Below are 24,372 nucleotides of genomic sequence, written 5' to 3' on the forward strand. Positions count from 1 at the left end.
CCTCCCTTATTTAAGAAGTTCTTCTACGCTTTTACCGCGTAGTTTAGCAACTTCCTCTGCTTTTTTAAGCTCTGTCAAGCCTTTAACCGTCGCACGGACGATGTTGATTGGTGTGTTAGATCCAAGCGATTTCGAAAGGATGTCACCTACACCTGCAAGTTCGAGCACTGCACGAACCGGTCCACCTGCGATAACCCCAGTACCTTCAGAAGCTGGTTTCATGAATACACGACCTGCTCCGAATACTCCTGTGATTTCGTGTGGAATTGTTGTACCAACCATCGGTACTTGAACCATGTTTTTCTTAGCGGCTTCAATAGCCTTGCGGATCGCTTCTGGCACCTCTTGTGCCTTACCTGTACCGAAACCGACGTGACCATTCTTGTCACCTACGACGACGAGAGCGGCGAAACGGAAGCGACGGCCACCTTTCACGACTTTCGCGACGCGGTTTACGGTAACAACGCGTTCTTCAAGTTGTTCCATGTTAACGTCTAACTGGCGCATCGAGTGTCCCCTCCTTTTTGTTAGAATTTAAGACCTGCTTCACGAGCTGCTTCAGCAACAGCTTTGACGCGGCCATGATAGAGGTATCCACCACGGTCGAACACAACAGTGTCGATACCTTTCTCGAGTGCACGTTCAGCTGCAAGTTTACCAACAGCTTTCGCTGCTTCAACGTTGCCGCCGTTTGTAAGATCGAGAGCTTTATCTTTCGAAGATGCTGACACAAGCGTTGTTTGTGCTGCATCATCGATGAGTTGAACGTAGATGTGCTTGCTCGAGCGGAATACGTTCAAACGTGGACGAGCTGCTGTCCCCGTGATCGTACGACGTACACGAGCATGACGTTTCTTACGAACTGCATTTTTGTCTGCTTTTGTGATCATTTATGCCACTCCTTTCCGTTCATTTCGTGACGAATTACTTACCAGTCTTACCTTCTTTACGGCGAATACGTTCATCAGAGTAACGAACACCTTTACCTTTGTAAGGTTCTGGAGCACGGTACGAGCGGATTTGAGCTGCAACGTGACCGACGCGCTCTTTGTTAATCCCTTTAACGATGATTTGCGTGTTTGAAGGAACTTCAATCTCGATACCTTCTTCAGCAACGTACTCGATTGGGTGCGAGTAACCGAGGCTGAGGACGAGTTTGTTACCTTGCTTAGCTGCACGGTAACCAACCCCTGAGATCTCAAGTGTTTTCTGGAATCCGTTAGACACACCTTCCACCATGTTGGCGATAAGGGCACGTGTCGTACCGTGGATCGTACGGTTCTCTTTCGAGTCATCCGGACGAACAACAGTCAATTCGTTTTCTTCAACTTTGATTTCCAAGGCTGGGTTAGCTGAAAGCGAAAGTTCACCTTTAGCACCTTTTACTGTGACCGTGTTGTCTTCTGCAACCGATACAGTAACGCCAGCTGGAATCGTAACTGGTTTTTTACCAATACGTGACATTGATTACACCTCCGTTCTTGTTAGAAAAGTGACTTACCAGATGTAGGCGAGCACTTCGCCGCCGACTTGTTGTTGGCGAGCTTCTTTATCAGTCATAAGACCTTTTGATGTCGAAAGAACTGCGATACCGAGTCCTCCGAGTACTTTTGGTACTTCATCTGCTTTTGCGTATACACGAAGACCTGGTTTCGAAATGCGTTTGAGACCAGTGATAACACGTTCGTTGCTTGCTCCGTACTTAAGGAACAAACGAAGTGTACCTTGCTTAGCGTCCTCGATATATTCAACATCGCGAATGAAACCTTCACGCTTGAGGATCTCTGCAACCTCACGTTTGATATTAGAAGCTGGAAGCTCTAATTTTTCATGGCGAACCATGTTAGCGTTACGGATACGTGTAAGCATATCTGCAATTGGGTCTGTCATTACCATGCGATGTACCTCCTTTCACACTGTTAGTGGATTACCAACTTGCTTTTTTAACACCAGGGATTTGACCTTTGTATGCAAGATCACGGAACTTGATACGGCTGATCCCGAATTTACCCATGTAACCATGTGGACGACCTGTGATGCGGCAACGGTTATGAAGACGCACAGGTGAAGAGTTACGTGGCAATTTGCTGAGTCCGATGTAGTCGCCTTCAGCTTTCAATTGTGCACGTTTCTCAGCGTACTGGGCAACGAGTTTCTCGCGTTTTTGTTCGCGATTCACCATTGACTTTTTAGCCATGTTGTCGACCTCCCTTTAGATTATTTTTGGAATGGCATTCCGAGAAGTGTGAGCAATTCACGAGCTTCTTCGTCTGTGTTCGCTGTTGTAACAACAACGATATCCATACCGCGTACTTTTGTTACTTTATCGTAATCGATCTCAGGGAAAATAAGTTGCTCTTTCACACCAAGCGTGTAGTTACCGCGTCCGTCGAATGCTTTCTTCGATACACCGCGGAAGTCGCGTACACGTGGAAGTGAAACAGTTACCAATTTGTCGAGGAAATCGTACATACGCTCGCCACGAAGAGTAACCTTCGCACCGATTGGCATGCCTTCACGAAGTTTGAAACCAGCGATTGATTTCTTAGCCTTCGTTACGAGTGGTTTTTGACCAGAAAGAATTGATAATTCTTCCACTGCCATGTCAAGAGCCTTCGAGTTCGAAACAGCGTCACCTACACCCATGTTGATGACGATCTTGTCGACCTGTGGGACTTGCATAACTGAGTCATAGTTGAATTTATCCATCATCGCTTTCACGATGTCGCTTTTATACTTCTCTTGCAAACGGTTCATAGTCGAATGGACCTCCTTTCGTCACGTTCTTCTTATTTATCGAGTACTTCGCCCGATTTCGCGACACGAACTTTTTTACCATCGACTACTTTGAAACCAACGCGAGTTGGTTTGCCCGTTTTAGGGTCGAGTGGCATGACGTTCGAGACGTGAATTGGTGCTTCGATTTCAAGGATACCGCCTTGTGGATTCGCTTGTGATGGTTTCGAGTGTTTTTTAATCACGTTGATACCTTCTACGACTACGCGGTTCTTGCTTGGCATAGCTTTGAGGATAACCCCTTGCTTGCCTTTATCTTTACCAGACATTACCTGGACTGTATCGCCTTTTTTAACATGCATCGTTTTGCGCACCTCCTTATAGGATTGAAATTGGAAATTAAAGTACTTCCGGTGCCAACGAAACGATCTTCATGAATTCTTTTTCACGAAGTTCACGTGCAACTGGCCCGAAGATCCGAGTGCCGCGTGGGCTCTTGTCATCTTTGATGATGACTGCTGCGTTCTCATCGAAACGGATGTACGAACCATCTTTACGACGAGCGCCGCGTTTTGTACGAACGACAACTGCTCTGACAACGTCACCTTTTTTAACAACGCCACCTGGTGTTGCTTGTTTTACCGTTGCGACGATAATGTCACCGATGTTGGCAGTCTTACGACCTGAACCACCGAGGACTTTAATTGTCAACAGTTCACGCGCGCCAGAGTTGTCTGCTACTTTCAAGCGAGATTCTTGTTGAATCATGCGAGTGTACCTCCCTCCGGATGTTTATAGATCCGAACTGTTATTAGATGATTACTGACTCTTCTACTACTGTTACGAGACGGAAACGTTTGTCTTTAGAAAGCGGACGTGTTTCCGCGATGCGTACCACATCGCCGATTTTAGCGACATTGTTCTCATCGTGTGCTTTAAATTTCTTCGTGTAGTTTACACGTTTGCCATAAAGCTTATGACGTACTTTTGTTTCAACTGCAACGACGATCGTTTTGTCCATTTTGTCAGACACGACGCGTCCAGTGAGTACTTTACGCTTATTGCGTTCCATGAGTGTTACCTCCTCTTAAAGAATCCGATTAGATTAGCCGTTGTTGATGCCGAGTTCGCGTTCACGAAGAATCGTTTTAGCACGCGCAATCGACTTGCGTACTTCACGGATACGAGCAGGATTCTCAAGCTGACCTGTAGCCAATTGGAAACGAAGGTTAAAGAGTTCTTCTTTCCACTCGCCTACTTTACCGTTGAGCTCTTCAGTTGTTGATTGACGGAGATCAGTTGCTTTCATTCGTATCACCACCATTTTCTTCACGTTTCACGAACTTACATTTAACTGGAAGTTTGTGTGCAGCAAGACGAAGCGCCTCACGTGCTACTTCCTCAGATACACCCGCGATTTCAAACATAACTTTGCCAGGCTTAACTACAGCTACCCAGCCTTCTGGAGCACCTTTACCCGAACCCATTCGGACTTCGAGAGGCTTTTTCGTGTATGGCTTGTGTGGGAAGATCTTGATCCACACTTTACCACCACGTTTCATATAACGTGTCATTGCGATACGTGCTGATTCGATTTGACGGTTTGTGATCCAGCTCGCTTCGAGCGATTGGAGACCGAATTCACCGAAATGAACTGTTGTGCCGCGTTTTGCATTTCCGCGCATTTTACCACGGTGTACACGACGATATTTCACGCGTTTAGGTAACAACATAGTGTGTTGCCTCCTTCCTGAAAGAGTGTTTATTATTCAGCGTTTTTAGCTGTGTTGTTTTTTGTTGGAAGAACTTCACCATGGTACAACCAGACTTTAATTCCGATTTTACCATAAGTTGTGTCAGCTTCAGCTGTTCCGTAGTCGATGTCGGCACGGAGCGTGTGAAGTGGAACTGTTCCTTCCGAGTACTTCTCTGAACGAGCGATATCAGCGCCACCAAGACGACCAGAAACTTCTGTTTTGATCCCTTTGATGCCAGTGCGCATCGAACGTTGGATTGATTGTTTCATTGCACGACGGAATGACACACGGCCTTCCAATTGACGAGCGATGTTTTCAGCAACAAGTTTAGCGACAGCGTCCGCGTTTTTCACTTCAACAACGTTGATGTGAACACGTTTGCCTTCAGCAAGCTTGATGATGTTTTTACGGAGTGATTCGATTTCCGAACCACCTTTACCGATAACCATACCTGGTTTCGCAGTGTGAAGTGAAATGTTTACGCGATTTGCAGCGCGTTCGATTTCTACTTTAGAAACACTAGCATCCTTCATTTTGTTTTCGATGTATTCACGAATAACGAAGTCTTCATGAAGGAGATCTGCGTAGTCTTTCTCAGCGTACCAACGCGAATCCCAGTCTTTGATAATACCAACGCGAAGACCGTGCGGATTTACCTTTTGACCCACTACATATCCCTCCTTATTTCTCAGTTACCACGATGTGGATGTGGCTTGTGCGTTTGTTAATGCGGCTTGCGCGACCCATCGCACGTGGGCGGAAGCGTTTGAGTGTTGGACCTTCGTTGACGAAGATTTCCGACACTACAAGGTTCTCAATATTCATATCGTAGTTGTGCTCTGCGTTTGCAATCGCTGACTTCAATACTTTTTCAACGATTGGCGACGCTGCCTTGTTCGTGTGAGCAAGGACAGAGAGCGCTTCGCCGACTTGTTTCCCGCGAATTAAGTCTACAACGAGACGTGCTTTGCGAGGAGCAAGACGGACCATATTAGCTGATGCTTTAGCTTGCATGGATTTGACCTCCCCTCAAATTACCGTTTCGTTTTCTTGTCTGATCCGTGACCTTTGTACGTACGTGTTGGAGCGAATTCACCAAGTTTGTGACCGACCATGTCTTCTGTCACGAATACTGGTACGTGTTTACGACCATCGTGTACACCGAACGTGTGACCCATGAATTCTGGGAAGATTGTCGAGCGACGTGACCAAGTTTTGATGACTTGCTTCTCACCAGATTCGTTAAGTTTGTCAACTTTAGCGAGCAAATGGTGATCTGCGAATGGACCTTTTTTCAAGCTGCGACCCATGATAGAACCTCCCTTTGGAATGATTCGGGAACGGCCCTTTCGAACCGCCCGAGAATCATGTAGTAATTATTTCTTACGGCGACGAAGGATGTACATGTCGCTCGATTTGTTTTTCTTACGTGTTTTAAGACCAAGAGCTGGTTTACCCCAAGGAGTAAGTGGGCCCGAACGACCGATTGGCGCACGACCTTCACCACCACCGTGTGGGTGATCAACCGGGTTCATTACAGAACCACGTACTGTTGGGCGTTTGCCTAACCAACGTGAACGTCCTGCTTTACCGATGTTTACGAGTTCGTGTTCTTCGTTACCAACTGAACCGACTGTCGCGCGGCAAGTGCCGAGGAACAAACGTGATTCACCTGATTGAAGACGAACGATAACGTACTTGCCGTCACGTCCTTGGATTTGTGCCGATGCACCAGCCGCACGAACAAGCTGACCGCCCTTACCAGGCTTAAGCTCGATGTTGTGGATAGTAGTACCGACAGGGATGTTCATAAGTGGAAGAGCGTTCCCCACTTTGATATCCGCTTCTGGGCCAGCCATGATTTCCATGCCTACTTTGATGCCCTTAGGAGCGAGGATGTAACGTTTCTCACCATCTGCATAGTTGATGAGGGCGATGTTTGCTGAACGGTTTGGATCGTATTCGATCGTAGCAACGCGTCCGACGATGCCATCTTTGTTACGTTTGAAATCGATGATACGGTATTTACGTTTGTGTCCGCCACCTTGGTGACGTACTGTCAAACGACCTTGGTTGTTACGACCGCCTTTTTTCGAAAGCTTTTCAGTTAACGATTTTTCAGGGCGATTCGTTGTGATCTCTGCAAAGTCGAGAGATGTCATGTTACGGCGACCGTTAGTGGTCGGCTTAAACTTTTTAATTGCCATCGAGGATTCCCTCCTTTTCTTCTAAGGTAGTAAATTAACCGAGGAAGTCGATTGTGTTGCCTTCAGCAAGAGTTACGATCGCTTTTTTACGACGCGATGTGTAACCAGAGTGACGACCGACACGTTTCGCTTTCGGTTTCATGTTCATTGTGTTTACCGAAGCAACTTTCACGTTGAAGATTGTTTCGATAGCGTGCTTCACTTGTGATTTAGTCGCTTTAACGTCGATCTCGAAAACGTATTTGTTAGCTTCCATGAGGCTAACAGAACGCTCAGTGATGATAGGACGTTTGATGATATCGTATGCTTGAGCCATTATGCAAGCACCTCCTCTACCTTCGCAACCGCATCTTTAGTGAAGATGACTTTGTCGTTAGCAACGAGGTCAAGAACGTTAACGCCGGCTGCTTCGATCACAGTCACTCCTGGGATGTTACGAGCTGCGAGAGCGATAGTCTCATTGTAGTCCGCTGTGACTACGAGAGCCTTACGTTCTACTGATAGGCCAAGAAGTACAGCGACCATATCTTTTGTTTTTGGTGCATCGAAAGCAAGGCCTTCGAGGACGATCATTTCGTTGTTTTTCACTTTTGACGACAAAGCCGAGAGAAGTGCAAGACGACGAACTTTTTTAGGAAGCTTGTAAGAGTATGAACGTGGTGTTGGACCGAAGACTGTACCACCACCAACCCATTGTGGTGAGCGGATAGAACCTTGGCGCGCACGACCAGTTCCCTTTTGTTTCCATGGTTTACGGCCGCCACCGCGTACTTCCGAGCGACCTTTCGTATCGTGAGTACCTTGACGGCGTGATGCTTGTTGCATAACGATCGCGTCATAAAGTACTGAGTCATTTGGCTCGATACCGAAGATGGCTTCTGCCAATTCGATTTCGCCAACTTGTGAACCTGTTTGGTTAAGCAAAGCTACTTTAGGCATTCGTAATTCCTCCTTTCCGTGCAGTTAATTAGTTACCCTTTACCGCTGTTTTGATGATGACGTTCGACTTGCGAGCGCCTGGGATTGCGCCTTTAACGAGTACAAGGCCGCGTTCCACGTCAACTTTGACAACTTCAAGGTTTTGAATCGTTTTACGCTCGCCACCCATTTGACCAGGAAGAAGCTTCCCTTTAAATACGCGGTTAGGAGCTACAGGACCCATCGAACCAGGACGACGGTGGTAGCGCGAACCGTGAGCCATTGGTCCACGTGATTGTCCGTGACGCTTGATCGCACCTTGGAATCCTTTACCTTTCGATGTACCTGTTACGTCTACTAATTCACCTGCAGCGAAAATGTCCGCCTTGATCTCTTGACCGATTTCGTATCCTTCTACTGAAGTACGAATCTCTTTGATGAAGCGCTTAGGTGTCGCACTTGCTTTCGCAGCGTGACCTTTTGCTGGTTTGTTTTGACGTGATTCTTTGATGTCTCCGAAACCGAGTTGAAGTGCCTCGTAACCGTCTGTTTCAACCGTTTTAAGTTGAAGAACGACGTTTCCTTCGACAGCAACTACTGTTACTGGTACGACTTCGCCTGCTTCGTTGAAGATTTGAGTCATACCGAGTTTTGTTCCTAAGATTCCTTTAGCCATGAGATACACCTCCTGTTTAATAATTATTGTCTCTTCTGGCTAGTATCTACTATATGAAGAATTAAAGTTTGATTTCGATGTCCACACCTGATGGTAATTCGAGACGCATAAGCGCATCAACCGTTTTTGGTGTTGGGTTAACGATGTCGATCAAGCGTTTGTGTGTACGCATTTCGAACTGTTCACGAGCATCTTTGTACTTGTGAACGGCACGAAGGATCGTGTAGATCGATTTGTCAGTTGGAAGCGGGATTGGTCCCGAAACCTTTGCACCTGAACGCTTCGCAGTATCAACGATTTTCTCAGCTGATTGATCGAGTACGCGATGGTCGTATGCTTTTAAACGAATACGGATTTTTTCATTTGCCATGTAAGTTTCCCTCCTTTGTCGCCTATTTTTAAAAATAGACAGTTCTCCGCGGAAATTTCCACACCGGCCATGGCAAAGCTGCCTGGCGTGTCATAACCTCCCGCTTCATCGCAGCGTGCTTGTGTCAGCAGAGGTATCCGATCATTGCAAATCAACGATTGGACCCGATTTCTGCTGTAAAGTCTCTCACCACTCGCACAAACACTTAATCATTATATCGAATCTACATATGAAATGCAAGATTTGATTTTTTAATTGTGCCGGATGTCTGATGAGTTGTTCAACGTTCACTAATGTAACAAGATTCGAACCCATTTGCAAGCTATTTTCCTTCTTTTGTTGAACTATTTCTTTCGAGAACCGCCGTGCCAACTCGACCTAGCGTTTCATATAGGTTCCGAAGCGTTCGGTGACGGCTTCAATGACCGAGGCGGGGGCTCGTTTGAGGCATGTTTGGACAATCCCTTCATTGAGCTCATGCGTCTCAAAATAATCCGCCAGTCGATTAAGCCGATCTTCCCGACCGATGACCGTATACAGCACGACCCACTCTTCGAGTCGCATCCAGCTGCCGACCGGTTCAATGTAGGGATGCGTATAAATCCCATCGGTACACTTCATCCGGAAACTGGCCATCACATCGATGTCGCCCCCTTCAAACACATATTCACTAAAGTATGTCGTCATGTAGTCGGCATGCGGTTTCGTTTCAACTTTCTCGCCGACTCGGCTCAACACTTGATCCAATCGTTCGAATTGATCCGGCTCCACGAATACATCCAAGTCATTCGTCGTTTCGATGAGTCCATGATGCTTCAATAACGTCGACCCACCGAACCGACACGCAATCCCGTTCAGCCGGCATAACGTCTCGACTTTTTTTTCCATCCTCGTCACCCCTTCCTGCAACATATGTCCCATCTTACCACGTCTCGCCATAAAACAAAAAAGCAGCCCGCAAAATGCGGACTGCTTGAAAGGTCAGTGTATCAATCGATTACTCGATGATTTCAGTTACTGAACCAGCGCCTACTGTACGGCCACCCTCACGGATTGAGAAACGTGTTCCGTCTTCGATCGCGATTGTAGAAATCAATTCGATCGTCAACTCGATGTTGTCTCCTGGCATTACCATTTCAGTACCTTCTGGAAGGTGAACGATACCTGTTACGTCAGTTGTACGGAAGTAGAACTGCGGACGGTAGTTCGCGAAGAATGGCGTGTGACGGCCACCCTCTTCTTTAGAAAGAACGTAGATTGAAGCTTTGAACTTTGAGTGCGGCGTGATTGAACCTGGCTTAGCAAGTACTTGTCCACGCTCGATGTCTTCACGTGATACACCACGGAGAAGAGCACCGATGTTGTCGCCAGCTTCAGCGTAGTCGAGAAGCTTACGGAACATCTCTACACCAGTACATACAGTTTTCTTAGTTTCTTCTGTAAGACCAACGATTTCAACTTCGTCGTTGACGCGGAGAACACCACGCTCAACACGACCAGTCGCTACAGTACCGCGACCAGTGATTGAGAATACGTCCTCAACTGGCATCATGAATTCTTTGTCCGTGTCACGAACTGGCTCAGGGATGTACTCATCAACTGCGTTCATGAGTTCCATGATTTTTTCTTCCCACTGTGGCTCGCCGTTAAGCGCGCCAAGTGCTGAACCTTTGATTACAGGGAGGTCGTCGCCTGGGAAGTCGTACTCAGAAAGAAGTTCACGGATTTCCATTTCAACGAGCTCAAGGAGTTCTTCGTCGTCAACCATGTCAACTTTGTTCATGAATACGACGATGAAAGGAACACCTACTTGACGTGAAAGAAGGATGTGCTCACGTGTTTGTGGCATTGGGCCATCAGTTGCCGAAACAACGAGGATCGCGCCGTCCATTTGTGCAGCACCAGTGATCATGTTTTTAACATAGTCAGCGTGACCTGGGCAGTCAACGTGTGCATAGTGGCGTTTGTCAGTTTCGTACTCGATGTGAGCTGTTGCGATTGTGATACCGCGCTCACGCTCTTCAGGAGCACCATCGATTGCGTCAAACTTTGTAGCTGTTTTACCTTGTGCTTTTGAAAGTACAGCTGAGATCGCTGCAGTCAAAGTTGTTTTACCGTGGTCGACGTGGCCGATTGTACCAACGTTAACGTGCGGTTTAGAACGGTCGAATTTTTCTTTACCCATTCTAGATTCCTCCTCTATTAGACAATTAGTTTTTTATTTAACTAGGAAGACGTAGGCTACTTTTAACATACGTCCTCCTTAGCTTACAACAATCAATTAAGCGTTACAACCGTTATTAGCCGTTCGCTTTTTTGATGATTTCTTCTGCGATTGACTTCGGTACTTCTTCGTAGTGATCGAAGTGCATCGAGTACGTTCCGCGTCCTTGCGTACGTGAACGAAGCGATGTCGCATATCCAAACATTTCTGAAAGTGGAACCATTGCTTTAACGACTTGAGCGTTACCGCGTGCTTCCATACCTTCTACGCGTCCACGGCGTGACGTGACGTCACCCATGATGTCTCCCAAGTATTCTTCTGGGATAACAACTTCGACACGCATCATTGGCTCAAGGATTACAGCTTTCGCTTGTTCCTTAAGTTGTTTAACCGCCATCGAAGCAGCAACTTTAAACGCCATCTCGTTCGAGTCGACATCGTGGTACGATCCGAAGACGAGGGCAGCTTTAACGTCAACTACTGGGTAACCAGCGAGGATACCGTTTTCGAGAGCTTCTTCAATCCCGTTCTGAACAGCTGGGACGTATTCACGTGGTACAACACCACCGACGATCTTGTTCTCGAATGCGAATCCAGCGCCTTCTTCGTTCGGCTCGAATTCTACGACAACGTGACCGTACTGACCGCGTCCACCTGATTGACGTACGAATTTCGAATCGATCTTCGCAGCGCCACGGATTGTCTCACGGTAAGCAACTTGTGGTGCACCAACGTTAGCTTCTACTTTGAATTCGCGACGCATACGGTCAACGAGGATATCAAGGTGAAGCTCACCCATACCAGAGATGATCGTTTGACCAGTCTCTTGGTTTGTTTCAGTGCGGAAAGTTGGATCCTCTTCTGCGAGTTTCGCGAGGGCTTGACCCATCTTGTCTTGGTCAGCTTTCGATTTAGGCTCGATAGCGACCGAGATAACCGGTTCTGGGAATGTCATTGACTCGAGAACGACGTTGTCTTTCTCTGAGCAAAGCGTATCACCAGTCGTAGTATCTTTAAGACCAACGGCTGCGGCGATGTCACCAGCGAATACCATTGGGATTTCTTCACGGCTGTTCGCGTGCATTTGAAGGATACGACCGAGGCGCTCACGCTTACCTTTAGTCGAGTTCTTCACATACGAACCAGCTTGTGCTGTACCAGAGTACACGCGGAAGAACGTCAATTTACCGACGTAAGGATCCGTCATGACTTTGAACGCAAGTGCCGAGAACGGAGCTTCGTCAGAAGGCTCACGCGTGATTTCTTCTTCTGTGTCGAGGTTAACACCTTTGATTGACTCAACATCAACTGGTGATGGGAGGTAATCAACAACAGCGTCCAACATCAATTGAACACCTTTGTTTTTGAAGGCAGAACCAACGAGTACAGGGTAGAATTCTACGCTGAGTGTTGCTTGACGGATACCAGCTTTGAGTTCTTCGATTGAGATCTCTTCGCCTTCGAGGTATTTCATCATCAACTCTTCGTTGTAGTCAGCAACCGCTTCGATCAATTGACCGCGAAGTTCTTCAGCTTCGTCAGCCATGTCAGCTGGGTAGCCATCCGTTACTTCGATGTCAGTACCGAGGTCGTTCGTGTACATGTATGTCTTCTTCTCAACGAGGTCGATGATTCCTTTGAATTCATCTTCCGCACCGATTGGAAGTTGGATTGGATGTGCGTTTGCGTGTAAACGTTCGTGAAGTGTTTTCACCGAGTACAAGAAGTCCGCACCGATCTTATCCATCTTGTTGACGAATACGACACGTGGAACACCGTAAGTCGTCGCTTGACGCCATACAGTTTCTGTTTGTGGTTCAACACCTGACTGAGCGTCAAGTACCGCAACAGCGCCATCAAGTACACGGAGTGAACGTTCAACTTCAACTGTGAAGTCTACGTGTCCAGGTGTATCGATGATGTTTACACGGTGGCCATTCCACTGTGCAGTTGTCGCTGCAGAAGTGATCGTGATTCCACGCTCTTGCTCCTGCTCCATCCAGTCCATTTGTGAAGCTCCTTCATGAGTTTCACCAATCTTGTGGATACGACCTGTGTAATAAAGAATACGTTCAGTTGTTGTCGTCTTACCGGCATCGATGTGAGCCATGATCCCGATGTTACGAGTATTCTTTAGGGAGAATTCTCTTGCCATACTGGGTATTCTCCTTCCGCATGTGTTTTTCGTGTGCTGGCACACGATATGATTATACCCGAAAGCCACTCCATTAAGCCACCGCTTGGTGACGTGGAGTGGTCTTTACGTTTAACTTACCAACGATAGTGAGCAAACGCTTTGTTCGCTTCTGCCATCTTATGCATGTCTTCGCGTTTCTTAACAGACGCACCAGTGTTATTGGCTGCATCCATGATTTCATTCGCGATACGTTGCTCCATCGTTTTCTCGTTGCGGAGACGAGCGTAGTTCACGAGGTAACGAAGACCAAGTGTCGTACGGCGCTCTGGACGAACTTCAACAGGAACTTGGTAGTTTGCTCCACCAACACGGCGAGCTTTAACTTCAAGTACAGGCATGATGTTGTTCATTGCTTCTTCGAACACTTCCATAGGCTCTTTGCCTGAGCGTTCAGCGATGAGGCCAAATGCGTTGTAAATGATAGTTTGAGCTGTACCTTTTTTACCGTCTAACATGACACGGTTAATGAGGCGAGTTACCAATTTCGAGTTGTAGATCGGATCTGCGATAACGTCACGACGTTCTGCACGGTTTTTACGCATCCGAGTACCCTCCTTTCAAAATTTCAGTAGTTTTTAGTTTTGCGAGAATTACTTCTTCGCAGCTTTCGGACGTTTCGTACCGTATTTAGAACGGCCTTGCATACGTCCGTCAACACCTGCAGTGTCAAGCGCACCACGAACGATGTGGTAACGTACCCCTGGTAAGTCTTTTACACGTCCTCCACGGATAAGAACAACGCTGTGCTCTTGAAGGTTGTGGCCAATACCTGGAATGTACGCAGTCACTTCGATTTGGTTAGTCAAACGAACACGAGCATACTTACGTAATGCCGAGTTCGGTTTCTTCGGAGTCATTGTACCAACACGTGTACAAACACCACGTTTCTGTGGCGAGCTCACGTTAGTTTGTGACTTGATGAAACTGTTGTAACCTTTGTTAAGTGCTGGAGAGTCAGATTTAACGACTTTCGATTTACGTCCTTTACGGACTAACTGGTTGATAGTAGGCATCTTTGAAGATCCTCCCTTCCTGAATTATGCTATTTTCTAGACCCACCGACCCGGGTGGTTCATTTAAGGTCATAACGAAACGCTTTTACGAGGCGTAGGCATTCCATGACCTCGCAAAAACGTGAGTTATACCTTGAAAGTGGCAATAATAGCAGCCAAACCTTTCCGGAGAAAGATCGGGTGACGTCCAAGTAGCTTGCCGACTGCTGGACACCGTTGTCATCGACAACAACCGATTGGCGGCACTAAATCATAGTAGCACCGCCAACCCATGCTGTCAAGACGTTTTTATTCTACTGTCGTGTCTTCGAGAACGGCTTTCGTCTCTTCTTCTTTGAGTTTAACATCACGGTAAACCGGCATCCCAGTACCAGCTGGAACGAGTTTCCCGATGATGACGTTCTCTTTGAGTCCGAGGAGATAGTCGCGCTTGCCTTTGATGGCAGCGTCTGTCAATACACGAGTCGTTTCTTGGAACGAAGCGGCCGAGAGGAACGAATCTGTCTCAAGCGACGCTTTTGTGATTCCGAGAAGGACCGGTTTCGCTGTTGCCGGGCTCTTGCCTTCGCGAAGCGTATCTTTACACGCTTCTTTGAAGACGCTGATATCGACGAGCGAACCAGGGAGAAGTGGCGTGTCACCAGACTCGATGACTTTGACGCGGCGAAGCATTTGGCGAACCATGACTTCGACGTGTTTGTCGCCGATTTCTACCCCTTGCATGCGGTAAACTTTTTGTACTTCTTGGAGCAAGTAGTTTTGAACACCAGATACACCACGGACGGCGAGCAATTCTTTCGGATCGATCGAACCTTCCGTGAAGACTTCTCCAGCTTCTACTGTATCTCCGATTTGAACACGAAGACGTGCTCCGAACGGAATCGTGTACGTACGTGTCTCACTGAGTCCTTCGACGGTGAGTTCACGCTTGTCACGCGATTCTGTGAAGTCGATGACCGTACCAGGGATTTCCGAGATGACCGCTTGCCCTTTCGGGTTACGAGCCTCGAATACCTCTTGGATACGTGGAAGACCTTGTGTGATATCATCTCCGGCTACCCCACCTGTGTGGAAGGTACGCATTGTAAGCTGCGTTCCTGGCTCACCGATTGATTGCGCGGCGATGATTCCGACAGCTTCGCCGACTTCAACGTTCGAGCCAGTCGCCAAGTTGCGGCCGTAACATTTCTTACATACGCCGTGTGACGTGTTACATGTAAAGGCTGTACGGATTTCAACTCGTTCGATTCCAGCGTCGACGATGTCGCGAGCGAGATCTTCGGTAATCAATTGGTTCTTCTCGACCATGACTTCACCCGTTTCCGGATGTGCCACTGTCTCGAACGCTGTACGGCCGACGAGGCGGTCATACAAGTTTTCGATTTCTTCCGTGCCTTCGCGGAGAGCGGCAACGCGGATTCCGCGGTCCGTTCCACAATCTTCTTCACGGATGATGACATCTTGGGCTACGTCAACAAGACGACGCGTCAAGTAACCTGAGTCAGCCGTCTTAAGGGCTGTATCGGCAAGACCTTTACGCGCACCGTGCGTCGAGATGAAGTACTCTTGTACCGTCAGACCTTCACGGAATGAAGATTTGATCGGAAGTTCGATGATGCGGCCAGATGGAGCGGCCATCAAACCACGCATCCCTGCGAGCTGCGTGAAGTTGGACGCGTTACCACGGGCACCTGAGTCAGACATCATGAAGATTGGGTTCAAGCGATTGAGGGATTTCATCAATCGTGATTGAATCTCATCCTTCGCTTCGTTCCAAGAGCGTACAACGCGCTCGTAACGCTCATCTTCAGTGATGAGACCGCGACGGAATGACTTCATGATTTGATCGACTTGAGTTTGCGCTTCATCAAGGATTTCTTGTTTGTCCGGAAGAACGATGATATCAGCGATTCCGACCGTCACACCGGCTTTCGTCGAGTGTTTGAAGCCGAGATCTTTCATCCGGTCAAGCATGCGGCTTGTTTCAGTCGTTTCGAACTTCTGGAACACTTCCGCGATGACTTTTCCAAGGAATCCTTTTTTGAACGGCTCGACCAAAGGACGTGAGGCGATTTCTTCTGCCACGTTGGCACCTTTGTCGATGAAGTACTTGTCAGGCGTTGCTTCCTGTAAGTTTTCCATCGTCGGCTCGTTCAAGTATGGGAACGTGTTCGGCAAGATCTCGTTAAAGATCATCTTACCGACCGTTGTGATCAACATTTTCTCGTTTTGCTCATCTGTGAACGTCGGGTTGTTGAGCGTACGTGCTGGAAGAGCGACACGTGTATGCAAGTGGACATAGCCATTTTGATACGCGATGAGCGCTTCGTTCACGTTCGACAAAATTTTCCCTTGTCCGACGGCATCGTCGCGTTCAAGCGAGATGTAGTAGTTACCGAGGACCATATCCTGCGATGGTGTAACAACTGGTTTTCCGTCTTTCGGGTTCAAGATGTTTTGCGCTGCGAGCATGAGAAGACGAGCTTCAGCTTGCGCTTCAGCAGAAAGTGGTACGTGAACCGCCATTTGGTCACCATCAAAGTCGGCGTTATAGGCCGTACATACGAGCGGGTGAAGGCGAATCGCGCGACCTTCGACGAGAATCGGTTCGAAAGCTTGAATCCCTAGGCGGTGAAGCGTTGGGGCACGGTTCAAGAGAACCGGATGCTCACGAATGACTTCTTCGAGGACGCCCCAGATTTCTGGTTGCATCTTCTCAATCTTACGTTTGGCGTTCTTGATGTTCGACGCGATGCCGCGACCGACAAGTTCTTTCATCACAAACGGCTTGAAGAGTTCAAGGGCCATCTCTTTCGGGAGACCACATTGGTACATCTTCAAGTTTGGACCAACGACGATAACCGAACGTCCTGAATAGTCGACCCGTTTACCAAGAAGGTTTTGACGGAAACGACCTTGTTTCCCTTTCAACATGTGTGAAAGTGATTTAAGGGGACGGTTACCTGGTCCTGTGACCGGACGACCACGACGACCGTTGTCGATGAGGGCGTCAACCGCTTCTTGAAGCATACGCTTCTCGTTTTGCACGATGATGTTCGGCGCGCCGAGATCGAGCAAACGTTTAAGACGGTTGTTTCGGTTGATGACTCGACGATACAAATCGTTCAAGTCAGATGTCGCAAAGCGTCCACCGTCGAGCTGCACCATCGGGCGAAGCTCTGGCGGAATGACAGGAAGTACTTCAAGAATCATCCAATCTGGATCATTACCTGACGTGAAGAACGCATCGAGCACTTCAAGACGTTTAATCGCACGTGTACGACGTTGGCCTTGAACCGTCTTCAATTCTTCGCGGAGTTCTCCGACTTCCTTCTCGAGTTGAACGTCTTGAAGGAGTGTGCGGATTGCTTCTGCACCCATGTCTGCTCTGAAGTCACTGCCGTATTTTTCACGGTAGAGACGGTATTCTTTTTCCGAGAGAAGTTGTTTCTTCTCAAGCGGAGTGTCACCTGGCTCCGTCACAACGTACGACGCGAAGTAGATTACTTCTTCGAGCGCACGTGGTGACATATCGAGAACAAGCCCCATTCGGCTTGGAATCCCTTTGAAGTACCAGATGTGCGAAACTGGTGCCGCGAGCTCGATATGGCCCATACGCTCGCGACGCACTTTCGCTTTCGTCACTTCAACGCCACAACGGTCACAAATGACTCCTTTATAACGGATTCGTTTGTATTTCCCGCAGTAACATTCCCAGTCTTTCGTAGGACCGAAGATTCGTTCACAGAACAATCCGTCCTTCTCTGGTTTAAGTGTACGATAGTTGATCGTTTCCGGCTTTTTGACTTCCCCGTAAGACCACGAACGGATCTTCTCGGGTGAAGCCAAGCCGATTTTCATATATTCAAATCGATTAACATCTACCAAGGGGCCGACCTCCCTTTTCGCCTTATTCCTCTTCCGTAACAGTCGGTTGAACGACTTGTTCTAACGCCGATGTTGCGTTCGGGATGTTGTCGTCATCTTCATCTTTCATTTCAACTTCTTCATCGTCCGCAGACATCATCTTGACTTCCATACCGAGCGCTTGGAGCTCTTTGATCAAGACGCGGAACGACTCAGGAACGCCCGCTTTCGGAACGCTCTCACCTTTCACGATGGCCTCGTATGCTTTCACACGGCCAACCGTGTCATCCGACTTGATTGTAAGGATCTCTTGGAGCGTGTAGGCTGCGCCGTACGCTTCAAGTGCCCATACTTCCATCTCACCGAAACGCTGTCCACCGAACTGTGCTTTACCACCGAGCGGTTGTTGCGTGACGAGCGAGTATGGCCCTGTCGAACGAGCGTGAAGTTTATCATCAACCATGTGCGCGAGTTTGATCATATACATGACACCGACCGAGACGCGGTTATCGAACGGTTCACCAGTACGACCGTCATAGAGACGAGTCTTGGCGTCTTTGTCCATTCCAGCTTCTTCAATCGTTGCCCATACGTCTTCCTCACGTGCACCATCGAATACAGGTGTCGCCACTTTGATGCCGAGCTTTTTAGCCGCCATTCCAAGGTGGAGTTCGAGTACCTGACCGATGTTCATCCGTGATGGTACACCTAGTGGGTTAAGCATGATGTCAATCGGTGTGCCGTCCGGCATGTATGGCATGTCTTCTTCAGGGAGAATGCGCGAGATAACACCTTTGTTACCGTGACGTCCCGCCATCTTATCCCCTTCGTGAATCTTACGTTTTTGAACGATGTAGACACGAACCATTTGGTTCACGCCTGGTGAGAGTTCGTCACCGTTTTCACGATCGAACACTTTGACGTCCAAGATGATGCCGTCGCCGCCGTTTGGTACACGGAGTGACGTATCACGGACTTCACGTGCCTTCTCACCGAAGATTGCGTGCAAGAGACGCTCTTCCGCCGTCAATTCAGTCACACCTTTAGGCGTAACTTTACCGACGAGGATATCGCCATCCTTGACTTCCGCACCGATGCGGATAATCCCACGGTCGTCCAAGTTGCGAAGTGCGTCATCACCGACGTTTGGAATATCACGTGTGATTTCCTCAGGTCCGAGTTTCGTGTCGCGTGACTCTGATTCGTACTCTTCGATATGAATCGACGTGTACACATCATCTTTCACGAGGCGTTCACTCATGATGATCGCATCCTCATAGTTGTAACCGTCCCATGTCATGAAGGCGACGACGACGTTACGACCGAGCGCGAGCTCACCCATATCCATCGACGGTCCGTCAGCAAGGATTTCTCCTTTTTCGACACGGTCACCAGCAGCGATGATCGGCTTCTGGTTGTAGCATGTCCCTTGGTTCGAACGGACATACTTTTGAAGTTTGTAGCGGTCAAGGTCACCTGATACCTCAGAACCGTTCACGTCAGACGTGCGGCGGACTAAGATTTCGCGTGCTGTGACACGCTCGACGACACCTGGGAATTTCGCGATAATCGCGGCCCCAGAGTCTTTCGCTGACACGTACTCCATCCCAGTACCGATAATCGGTGAATCTGGTTGAAGAAGTGGTACAGCTTGACGCTGCATGTTCGCTCCCATGAGGGCACGGTTCGAGTCATCGTTCTCAAGGAACGGGATACATGCCGTTGCGGCAGAAACAACCTGTTTCGGCGAGACGTCCATGTAATCGACTCGGTTCGGCTCAACTGACAAGTTTTGTCCGCGGAAACGGCAAAGGACTTGTTCGTTGGCGAATCCGCCTTCTTCTGTGAGCGGCATGTTCGCCTGAGCGACGACGTAGAGATCTTCTTCATCCGCCGTCATATATTGAATCTCGCTCGTGACGAGACCTGTTTCAGGGTCGACTCGACGGTACGGAGCTTCAATGAAGCCGTACTCGTTTACTTTCGCATAAGACGAAAGCGAGTTGATGAGACCGATGTTTGGTCCCTCCGGCGTTTCGATTGGACACATCCGACCGTAGTGCGAATAGTGAACGTCTCGAACTTCGAAACCGGCACGCTCACGTGTCAAACCACCCGGTCCAAGTGCAGAGAGACGACGCTTGTGCGTGAGCTCTGCGAGCGGGTTTGTTTGGTCCATGAACTGTGACAACTGCGAACTACCGAAGAACTCTTTTAGCGACGCGATAACTGGGCGAATGTTGATTAACGCCTGTGGTGTGATCGCGTTTTGATCTTGAATCGACATCCGTTCTTTAACGACACGTTCCATACGAGAAAGCCCGATCCGGAATTGGTTTTGGAGAAGTTCTCCGACTGAACGAAGACGACGGTTTCCTAAGTGGTCAATGTCATCTGTTGTTCCGACTTCGTGTAATAAGTTAAAGAAGTAGTTGATCGATGCGATGATATCAGCCGGTGTGATGTGTTTCACGCTACGGTCGATATTGCCGTTACCGATAATGTTCAAGATACGCTCTCCATCTGGGTCATCTGGTGAGATTACTTTGATCGATTGAAGACCGAACGGTTCACCTTCAGCGACGCCGCCTGTCGGCTCAGCATCCATATAACCAAGGCCGTTCTCCAAGTGTGGAAGAACGCGGTCAAGGTTGCGACGATCGAGGACAGTTCCAGCTTCGGCGATGACTTCACCTGTTTCTGGGTCAACGAGCGTCTCGGCCAATTTTTGACCGAAGAGACGGTTTTTAAGATGAAGTTTTTTGTTCATCTTATAGCGACCGACGTTTGCAAGGTCGTAACGTTTTGGGTCGAAGAAACGAGAAACGAGAAGTGACTTCGCGTTCTCAACCGTTGGTGGTTCACCAGGGCGGAGACGCTCGTAAATTTCGATTAACGCTTTTTCTGTTGATTCTGTATTATCTTTTTCAAGGGTGTTACGAAGATACTCGTCATCCCCGAGAAGGTCGATAATCTCTTGGTCCGTACCGAAACCGAGGGCACGCAACAACACCGTTACCGGGATTTTGCGGGTACGGTCAATACGAACGTAAACGATATCTTTGGCATCTGTCTCAAGTTCGAGCCATGCACCACGGTTCGGAATAACAGTCGCTCCGAAGCCACGCTTACCGTTTTTATCGAGTTTCGCGTTGTAATAAACGCTTGGTGAACGAACGAGCTGGGAAACGATAACGCGTTCTGCACCGTTAATGATAAACGTTCCCGATTCTGTCATGAGCGGGAAATCCCCCATGAACACTTCTTGTTCTTTGAGCTCACCTGTCTCTTTGTTTTGCAAACGTACTTTTACGCGCAATGGCGCAGAGTAAGTTACGTCTCGCTCCTTCGACTCATCGATCGAATACTTCGGCTCACTGAGCGAATAGTCGATGAACTCGAGCACGAGGTTTCCGGTGAAGTCGGAGATTGGCGAAATGTCCGTAAACATCTCTTTCAATCCTTCACGCAAGAACCACTCGTAAGAAGCAGTTTGAATTTCAATCAAATTCGGAAGCTCTAATACCTCACTGATACGGGCAAAGCTTCTTCTCTGACGGTGACGACCGTACTGAACAAGTTGACCAGTCAACTGATTCACCTCTCAGACCCCCAATTCTCTATCGAATTTTTCGGGCGTAATAATCGAACATTGTCATTGAATGTCGCCTCTTTTCCGCGTCTAAAAAGCGGCAAACGCGGCAGTTCAAAGCGAATTCCATTCCAATGGCATTTTATAATGTTAGCATATACGTTATAGCGAGTCAACAAGACTTCACCGTTTGTCAAGAGCGAATTGCCCGGAAAATGAAATAGCCCTTTTCTTTCGCAACCGTCTCGACTTTACCGAACACATCTTCAAGCAACTTCTTGGCAGAAGGCGCTCCTTGTTTCTTTTGAATAACGACGTAGAGCGCTCCACCTACGACAAGGTGTGTATACGCATCGCGCAAAATCGTGTGGACCACTTGCTTCCCGGCCCGAATCGGCGGATTGGTCACGATTGCGGCGAACTGTTCATCACCGACTCCGTCATAAGCGTGGCTGAGTCGCGTCTCAATCGTCACCCCATTTTGGGCGGCGTTTTGCTCTGACAAGGCAAGCGCTCGCTCGTTCACGTCGACGAGGAGTGCTTCACGCCCAGAGGCGTCGGCAAGCGAGATCCCCATCGGACCGTAGCCGCAGCCCACATCTAAAATGCGTCCTTCAACATCAGGCACTTCAAATGATTCGATTAAGAGACGTGACCCAAAATCGACCGATCCTTTCGAGAACACGCCGCGGTCCGAGGTGAAGCGATATGTCTTCCCTCGCAACTCAAACGTCCATGTCTCAGGGGCACTTTTCGAACTAGGGTCGTTCGTATAGTAATGATCTCCCATGCATTGAACCTCCTAACCCACTCTTCAAGGAAATAAAAGAAGCTCGCCATAGCGAGCTTCTATAGGTTGTAGAAGTAAAAGTTAGATTACTTAACTTCGACAGTTGCGCCAGCTTCTTCAAGCTTAGCTTTGACTGCGTCTGCATCTTCTTTAGAAACGCCTTCTTTGACTGGAGCTGGAGTTCCGTCAACGAGTGCTTTCGCTTCTTTAAGACCGAGGCCTGTAAGTTCACGTACCGCTTTGATGACGTTGATTTTACCAGCGCCAGCGTTTGTGAGGATTACGTCGAATTCAGTTTGCTCTTCAGCTACTGCTGCGCCTGCACCTGCAACTGCTACTGGAGCTGCTGCTGATACGCCGAATTCTTCTTCGATTGTTTTTACGAGTTCGTTAAGTTCGAGAACCGTCATTGATTTGAGGTCTTCGATGAATTGCTCTTTGTTGAAAGCCATTATGGTTTTCCTCCTTTGATGTTGTAAAGATTGGTTTTTGTTACGCTACGAGACAAAAATTAAGCAGTTTGCTCTTCTTTTTGTTCTGCGATTGCGTTTGTTGCGACTGCGAGCCCACGGATTGGAGCTTGAAGTACGCTGAGAAGCATCGAGAGAAGACCTTCGCGTGATGGAAGTTCTGCAAGGGCTTTAACTTCTTCAAGTGAAGAAACTTTGCCTTCGATGATTCCGCCTTTCAATTCGAGCGCTTTGTGCTCTTTCGAGAAGTCGTTCAAGATCTTCGCTGGAGCTACAACGTCTTCGTTCGAGAACGCGATTGCTGTAGGGCCAGTGAAGACTTCGTCAAGACCTTCGAAGTTCGACTGAACTGCTGCGCGGCGAAGAAGACCGTTTTTGTATACTTTGAACTCGATTCCAGCGTCACGGAGTGATTTACGGAGTGTAGTCACTTCTTCAACTGTAAGTCCACGGTAGTCAACAACGATTGTCCCAACGCTTGCTTGCATTTTCTCAGCGATTTCATCGACGAGTGCCGATTTCTGAGATACGATTTTTTCGCTTGCCATGTGTTTGCACCTCCTAGTCAATTCTTATACCGGACGAGAGGCTGCTCTTCAAAAAGAAATCCCTCGTATGAAGACATACGAGGGCGTAATTGTTTGAAAGTAAACCTGTGACAACAGGCTCAAGTTCGAGCAAAGACACCTCGGAAGGGTTTACGGACCGATGCCCACCTTCTGTCTACGGTAATCCAACATATTCGGTTGAACGTGTATTACTTTAACAGCGGTATCACACGTTGTCAACAGTTTATTTCAAGTAGATTACTTGATGAAGTCGGCAGTCGCGACACGGATCCCAGGACCCATTGTCGAAGAAAGCGCGATGTTTTTAAGGTAAGTTCCTTTTGCAGTAGCAGGCTTCACTTTCATGAGCGTCTCGATGATTGTCTCGATGTTCTCAGTAAGTTTAGTTGCTTCAAACGATTTCTTACCAACTGGTACGTGGATGTTACCGGCTTTGTCAACGCGGTACTCTACTTTACCAGCTTTGATGTCCGCGATTGCTTTCGTCACGTCGAACGTAACTGTGCCTGTTTTCGGGTTAGGCATGAGGCCTTTTGGTCCGAGAACGCGACCAAGTTTACCAACTTCGCCCATCATGTCAGGTGTCGCAACGATAACATCGAAGTCGAACCATCCTTGTTGGATTTTAGTGATGAACTCAGAGTCACCGACGTAGTCAGCGCCAGCCGCTTCAGCTTCTTTAACTTTTTCGCCTTTTGCGAAGACGAGAACTTTTTGTGTTTTACCAGTACCGTGTGGAAGTACGACGGCACCGCGGATTTGTTGGTCCGCTTTCTTCGGATCTACGCCGAGACGGACAGCAACTTCGATTGTTTCATCGAATTTAGCAGTAGCTGTTTTTTGAACGAGTTCAACGGCCTCAGTGAGTTCGTATGACTTCATGCGATCAACAAGCTTAGCTGCTTCTTGGTGTTTTTTACCCATGATTCTTTTCCTCCTTGTGGTTAGCGGAATTTCCTCCCACATAATGAAGGGATTGAAGGTGA

General features: G+C 48.1%; 30 protein-coding genes and 1 other annotated feature. All 30 genes read right to left on the reverse strand.

The annotated features are described in order from the left end of the window. Positions 1-6: 6 nt before the first annotated feature. Positions 7-507 (reverse strand): 30S ribosomal protein S5, encoded by a 501-nt coding sequence (rpsE, locus tag KNP95_RS14770; RefSeq protein WP_021066616.1) that lies wholly within the window; start codon positions 505-507, stop codon positions 7-9. A gap of 20 nt (positions 508-527) precedes the next feature. Continuing rightward, entirely contained in the window at positions 528-890 is a 363-nt protein-coding gene (gene rplR / locus KNP95_RS14775; protein ID WP_012727661.1) for a 50S ribosomal protein L18, read from the reverse strand. Between the two features lie 34 nt (positions 891-924). Continuing rightward, positions 925-1,464 carry a 50S ribosomal protein L6 gene (gene rplF / locus KNP95_RS14780; protein ID WP_021066615.1) on the reverse strand — a complete coding sequence of 180 codons (540 nt, stop codon included), beginning with the start codon at positions 1,462-1,464 and terminating at the stop codon, positions 925-927. 33 nt (positions 1,465-1,497) lie between these two features. Then, on the reverse strand, positions 1,498-1,896 hold the full coding sequence (gene rpsH / locus KNP95_RS14785) for a 30S ribosomal protein S8 (RefSeq protein ID WP_021066614.1): 399 nt from the start codon (positions 1,894-1,896) through the stop codon (positions 1,498-1,500). Between the two features lie 31 nt (positions 1,897-1,927). Beyond that, positions 1,928-2,197, reverse strand: coding sequence for a 30S ribosomal protein S14 (gene rpsN, locus KNP95_RS14790; protein ID WP_021066613.1), 270 nt, complete (start codon positions 2,195-2,197; stop codon positions 1,928-1,930). A 20-nt stretch (positions 2,198-2,217) separates the two neighbouring features. Further along, entirely contained in the window at positions 2,218-2,757 is a 540-nt protein-coding gene (rplE, locus tag KNP95_RS14795) for a 50S ribosomal protein L5 (protein WP_016508927.1), read from the reverse strand. Positions 2,758-2,789: 32 nt separating this feature from the next. Then, on the reverse strand, positions 2,790-3,098 hold the full coding sequence (gene rplX / locus KNP95_RS14800; protein WP_021066612.1) for a 50S ribosomal protein L24: 309 nt from the start codon (positions 3,096-3,098) through the stop codon (positions 2,790-2,792). A 37-nt stretch (positions 3,099-3,135) separates the two neighbouring features. After that, a complete protein-coding gene (rplN, locus tag KNP95_RS14805) occupies positions 3,136-3,504 on the reverse strand; it encodes a 50S ribosomal protein L14 (RefSeq protein WP_012727667.1) in 369 nt (122 codons plus the stop codon). 43 nt (positions 3,505-3,547) lie between these two features. After that, a complete protein-coding gene (gene rpsQ / locus KNP95_RS14810) occupies positions 3,548-3,808 on the reverse strand; it encodes a 30S ribosomal protein S17 (protein WP_021066611.1) in 261 nt (86 codons plus the stop codon). 33 nt (positions 3,809-3,841) lie between these two features. Next, positions 3,842-4,045 (reverse strand): 50S ribosomal protein L29, encoded by a 204-nt coding sequence (gene rpmC, locus KNP95_RS14815; RefSeq protein ID WP_012727669.1) that lies wholly within the window; start codon positions 4,043-4,045, stop codon positions 3,842-3,844. Beyond that, positions 4,032-4,469, reverse strand: a complete 438-nt coding sequence (rplP, locus tag KNP95_RS14820; RefSeq protein WP_016508922.1) for a 50S ribosomal protein L16 — start codon at positions 4,467-4,469, stop codon at positions 4,032-4,034. Before rplP ends, rpmC begins: the two co-directional genes overlap by 14 nt. Before the next feature lie 32 nt (positions 4,470-4,501). After that, positions 4,502-5,161: a 30S ribosomal protein S3 gene (gene rpsC, locus KNP95_RS14825; RefSeq protein ID WP_021066610.1), complete on the reverse strand. Its 660-nt coding sequence runs from the start codon at positions 5,159-5,161 to the stop codon at positions 4,502-4,504. A 13-nt stretch (positions 5,162-5,174) separates the two neighbouring features. Further along, on the reverse strand, positions 5,175-5,507 hold the full coding sequence (gene rplV, locus KNP95_RS14830; protein WP_021066609.1) for a 50S ribosomal protein L22: 333 nt from the start codon (positions 5,505-5,507) through the stop codon (positions 5,175-5,177). 20 nt (positions 5,508-5,527) lie between these two features. Next, the gene (gene rpsS, locus KNP95_RS14835; protein ID WP_012727673.1) at positions 5,528-5,803 is read right to left on the reverse strand and encodes a 30S ribosomal protein S19; all 276 of its coding nucleotides are present in this window, start codon (positions 5,801-5,803) and stop codon (positions 5,528-5,530) included. A gap of 66 nt (positions 5,804-5,869) precedes the next feature. Then, positions 5,870-6,700, reverse strand: a complete 831-nt coding sequence (rplB, locus tag KNP95_RS14840) for a 50S ribosomal protein L2 (protein WP_021066608.1) — start codon at positions 6,698-6,700, stop codon at positions 5,870-5,872. A 34-nt stretch (positions 6,701-6,734) separates the two neighbouring features. Next, on the reverse strand, positions 6,735-7,016 hold the full coding sequence (gene rplW / locus KNP95_RS14845) for a 50S ribosomal protein L23 (protein ID WP_021066607.1): 282 nt from the start codon (positions 7,014-7,016) through the stop codon (positions 6,735-6,737). After that, positions 7,016-7,639 carry a 50S ribosomal protein L4 gene (rplD, locus tag KNP95_RS14850; protein ID WP_021066606.1) on the reverse strand — a complete coding sequence of 208 codons (624 nt, stop codon included), beginning with the start codon at positions 7,637-7,639 and terminating at the stop codon, positions 7,016-7,018. The genes rplW and rplD overlap by 1 nt, the downstream gene beginning before the upstream one ends. 28 nt (positions 7,640-7,667) lie before the next feature. Beyond that, positions 7,668-8,294: a 50S ribosomal protein L3 gene (rplC, locus tag KNP95_RS14855; RefSeq protein WP_021066605.1), complete on the reverse strand. Its 627-nt coding sequence runs from the start codon at positions 8,292-8,294 to the stop codon at positions 7,668-7,670. Positions 8,295-8,355: 61 nt separating this feature from the next. Beyond that, a complete protein-coding gene (gene rpsJ / locus KNP95_RS14860) occupies positions 8,356-8,664 on the reverse strand; it encodes a 30S ribosomal protein S10 (protein WP_021066604.1) in 309 nt (102 codons plus the stop codon). 378 nt (positions 8,665-9,042) lie between these two features. Then, a complete protein-coding gene (locus KNP95_RS14865) occupies positions 9,043-9,552 on the reverse strand; it encodes a hypothetical protein (protein ID WP_214838148.1) in 510 nt (169 codons plus the stop codon). A 109-nt stretch (positions 9,553-9,661) separates the two neighbouring features. Further along, positions 9,662-10,849, reverse strand: a complete 1,188-nt coding sequence (tuf, locus tag KNP95_RS14870; protein WP_021066602.1) for an elongation factor Tu — start codon at positions 10,847-10,849, stop codon at positions 9,662-9,664. Between the two features lie 115 nt (positions 10,850-10,964). Next, a complete protein-coding gene (gene fusA, locus KNP95_RS14875; RefSeq protein ID WP_029594429.1) occupies positions 10,965-13,043 on the reverse strand; it encodes an elongation factor G in 2,079 nt (692 codons plus the stop codon). A gap of 116 nt (positions 13,044-13,159) precedes the next feature. Next, positions 13,160-13,627, reverse strand: a complete 468-nt coding sequence (gene rpsG / locus KNP95_RS14880; RefSeq protein ID WP_021066600.1) for a 30S ribosomal protein S7 — start codon at positions 13,625-13,627, stop codon at positions 13,160-13,162. A 48-nt stretch (positions 13,628-13,675) separates the two neighbouring features. Next, positions 13,676-14,098, reverse strand: a complete 423-nt coding sequence (gene rpsL, locus KNP95_RS14885; protein ID WP_012727683.1) for a 30S ribosomal protein S12 — start codon at positions 14,096-14,098, stop codon at positions 13,676-13,678. A gap of 288 nt (positions 14,099-14,386) precedes the next feature. After that, positions 14,387-17,986 (reverse strand): DNA-directed RNA polymerase subunit beta', encoded by a 3,600-nt coding sequence (gene rpoC, locus KNP95_RS14890; RefSeq protein ID WP_021066599.1) that lies wholly within the window; start codon positions 17,984-17,986, stop codon positions 14,387-14,389. A gap of 22 nt (positions 17,987-18,008) precedes the next feature. Next, positions 18,009-21,557, reverse strand: a complete 3,549-nt coding sequence (gene rpoB / locus KNP95_RS14895) for a DNA-directed RNA polymerase subunit beta (RefSeq protein ID WP_058765118.1) — start codon at positions 21,555-21,557, stop codon at positions 18,009-18,011. 193 nt (positions 21,558-21,750) lie between these two features. Next, positions 21,751-22,347 carry a class I SAM-dependent methyltransferase gene (locus tag KNP95_RS14900; RefSeq protein WP_214803773.1) on the reverse strand — a complete coding sequence of 199 codons (597 nt, stop codon included), beginning with the start codon at positions 22,345-22,347 and terminating at the stop codon, positions 21,751-21,753. A gap of 86 nt (positions 22,348-22,433) precedes the next feature. Then, a complete protein-coding gene (gene rplL / locus KNP95_RS14905; RefSeq protein WP_021066596.1) occupies positions 22,434-22,799 on the reverse strand; it encodes a 50S ribosomal protein L7/L12 in 366 nt (121 codons plus the stop codon). Between the two features lie 59 nt (positions 22,800-22,858). After that, positions 22,859-23,365, reverse strand: coding sequence for a 50S ribosomal protein L10 (gene rplJ / locus KNP95_RS14910; RefSeq protein ID WP_021066595.1), 507 nt, complete (start codon positions 23,363-23,365; stop codon positions 22,859-22,861). 45 nt (positions 23,366-23,410) lie between these two features. Continuing rightward, positions 23,411-23,564 (reverse strand) — a sequence feature (ribosomal protein L10 leader region). Between the two features lie 59 nt (positions 23,565-23,623). Then, positions 23,624-24,310 (reverse strand): 50S ribosomal protein L1, encoded by a 687-nt coding sequence (rplA, locus tag KNP95_RS14915; RefSeq protein ID WP_021066594.1) that lies wholly within the window; start codon positions 24,308-24,310, stop codon positions 23,624-23,626. Between the last annotated feature and the right edge of the window lie 62 nt (positions 24,311-24,372).

This window comes from Exiguobacterium sp. s36 (genome assembly GCF_018618345.1).
Classification (GTDB): domain Bacteria; phylum Bacillota; class Bacilli; order Exiguobacteriales; family Exiguobacteriaceae; genus Exiguobacterium; species Exiguobacterium chiriqhucha.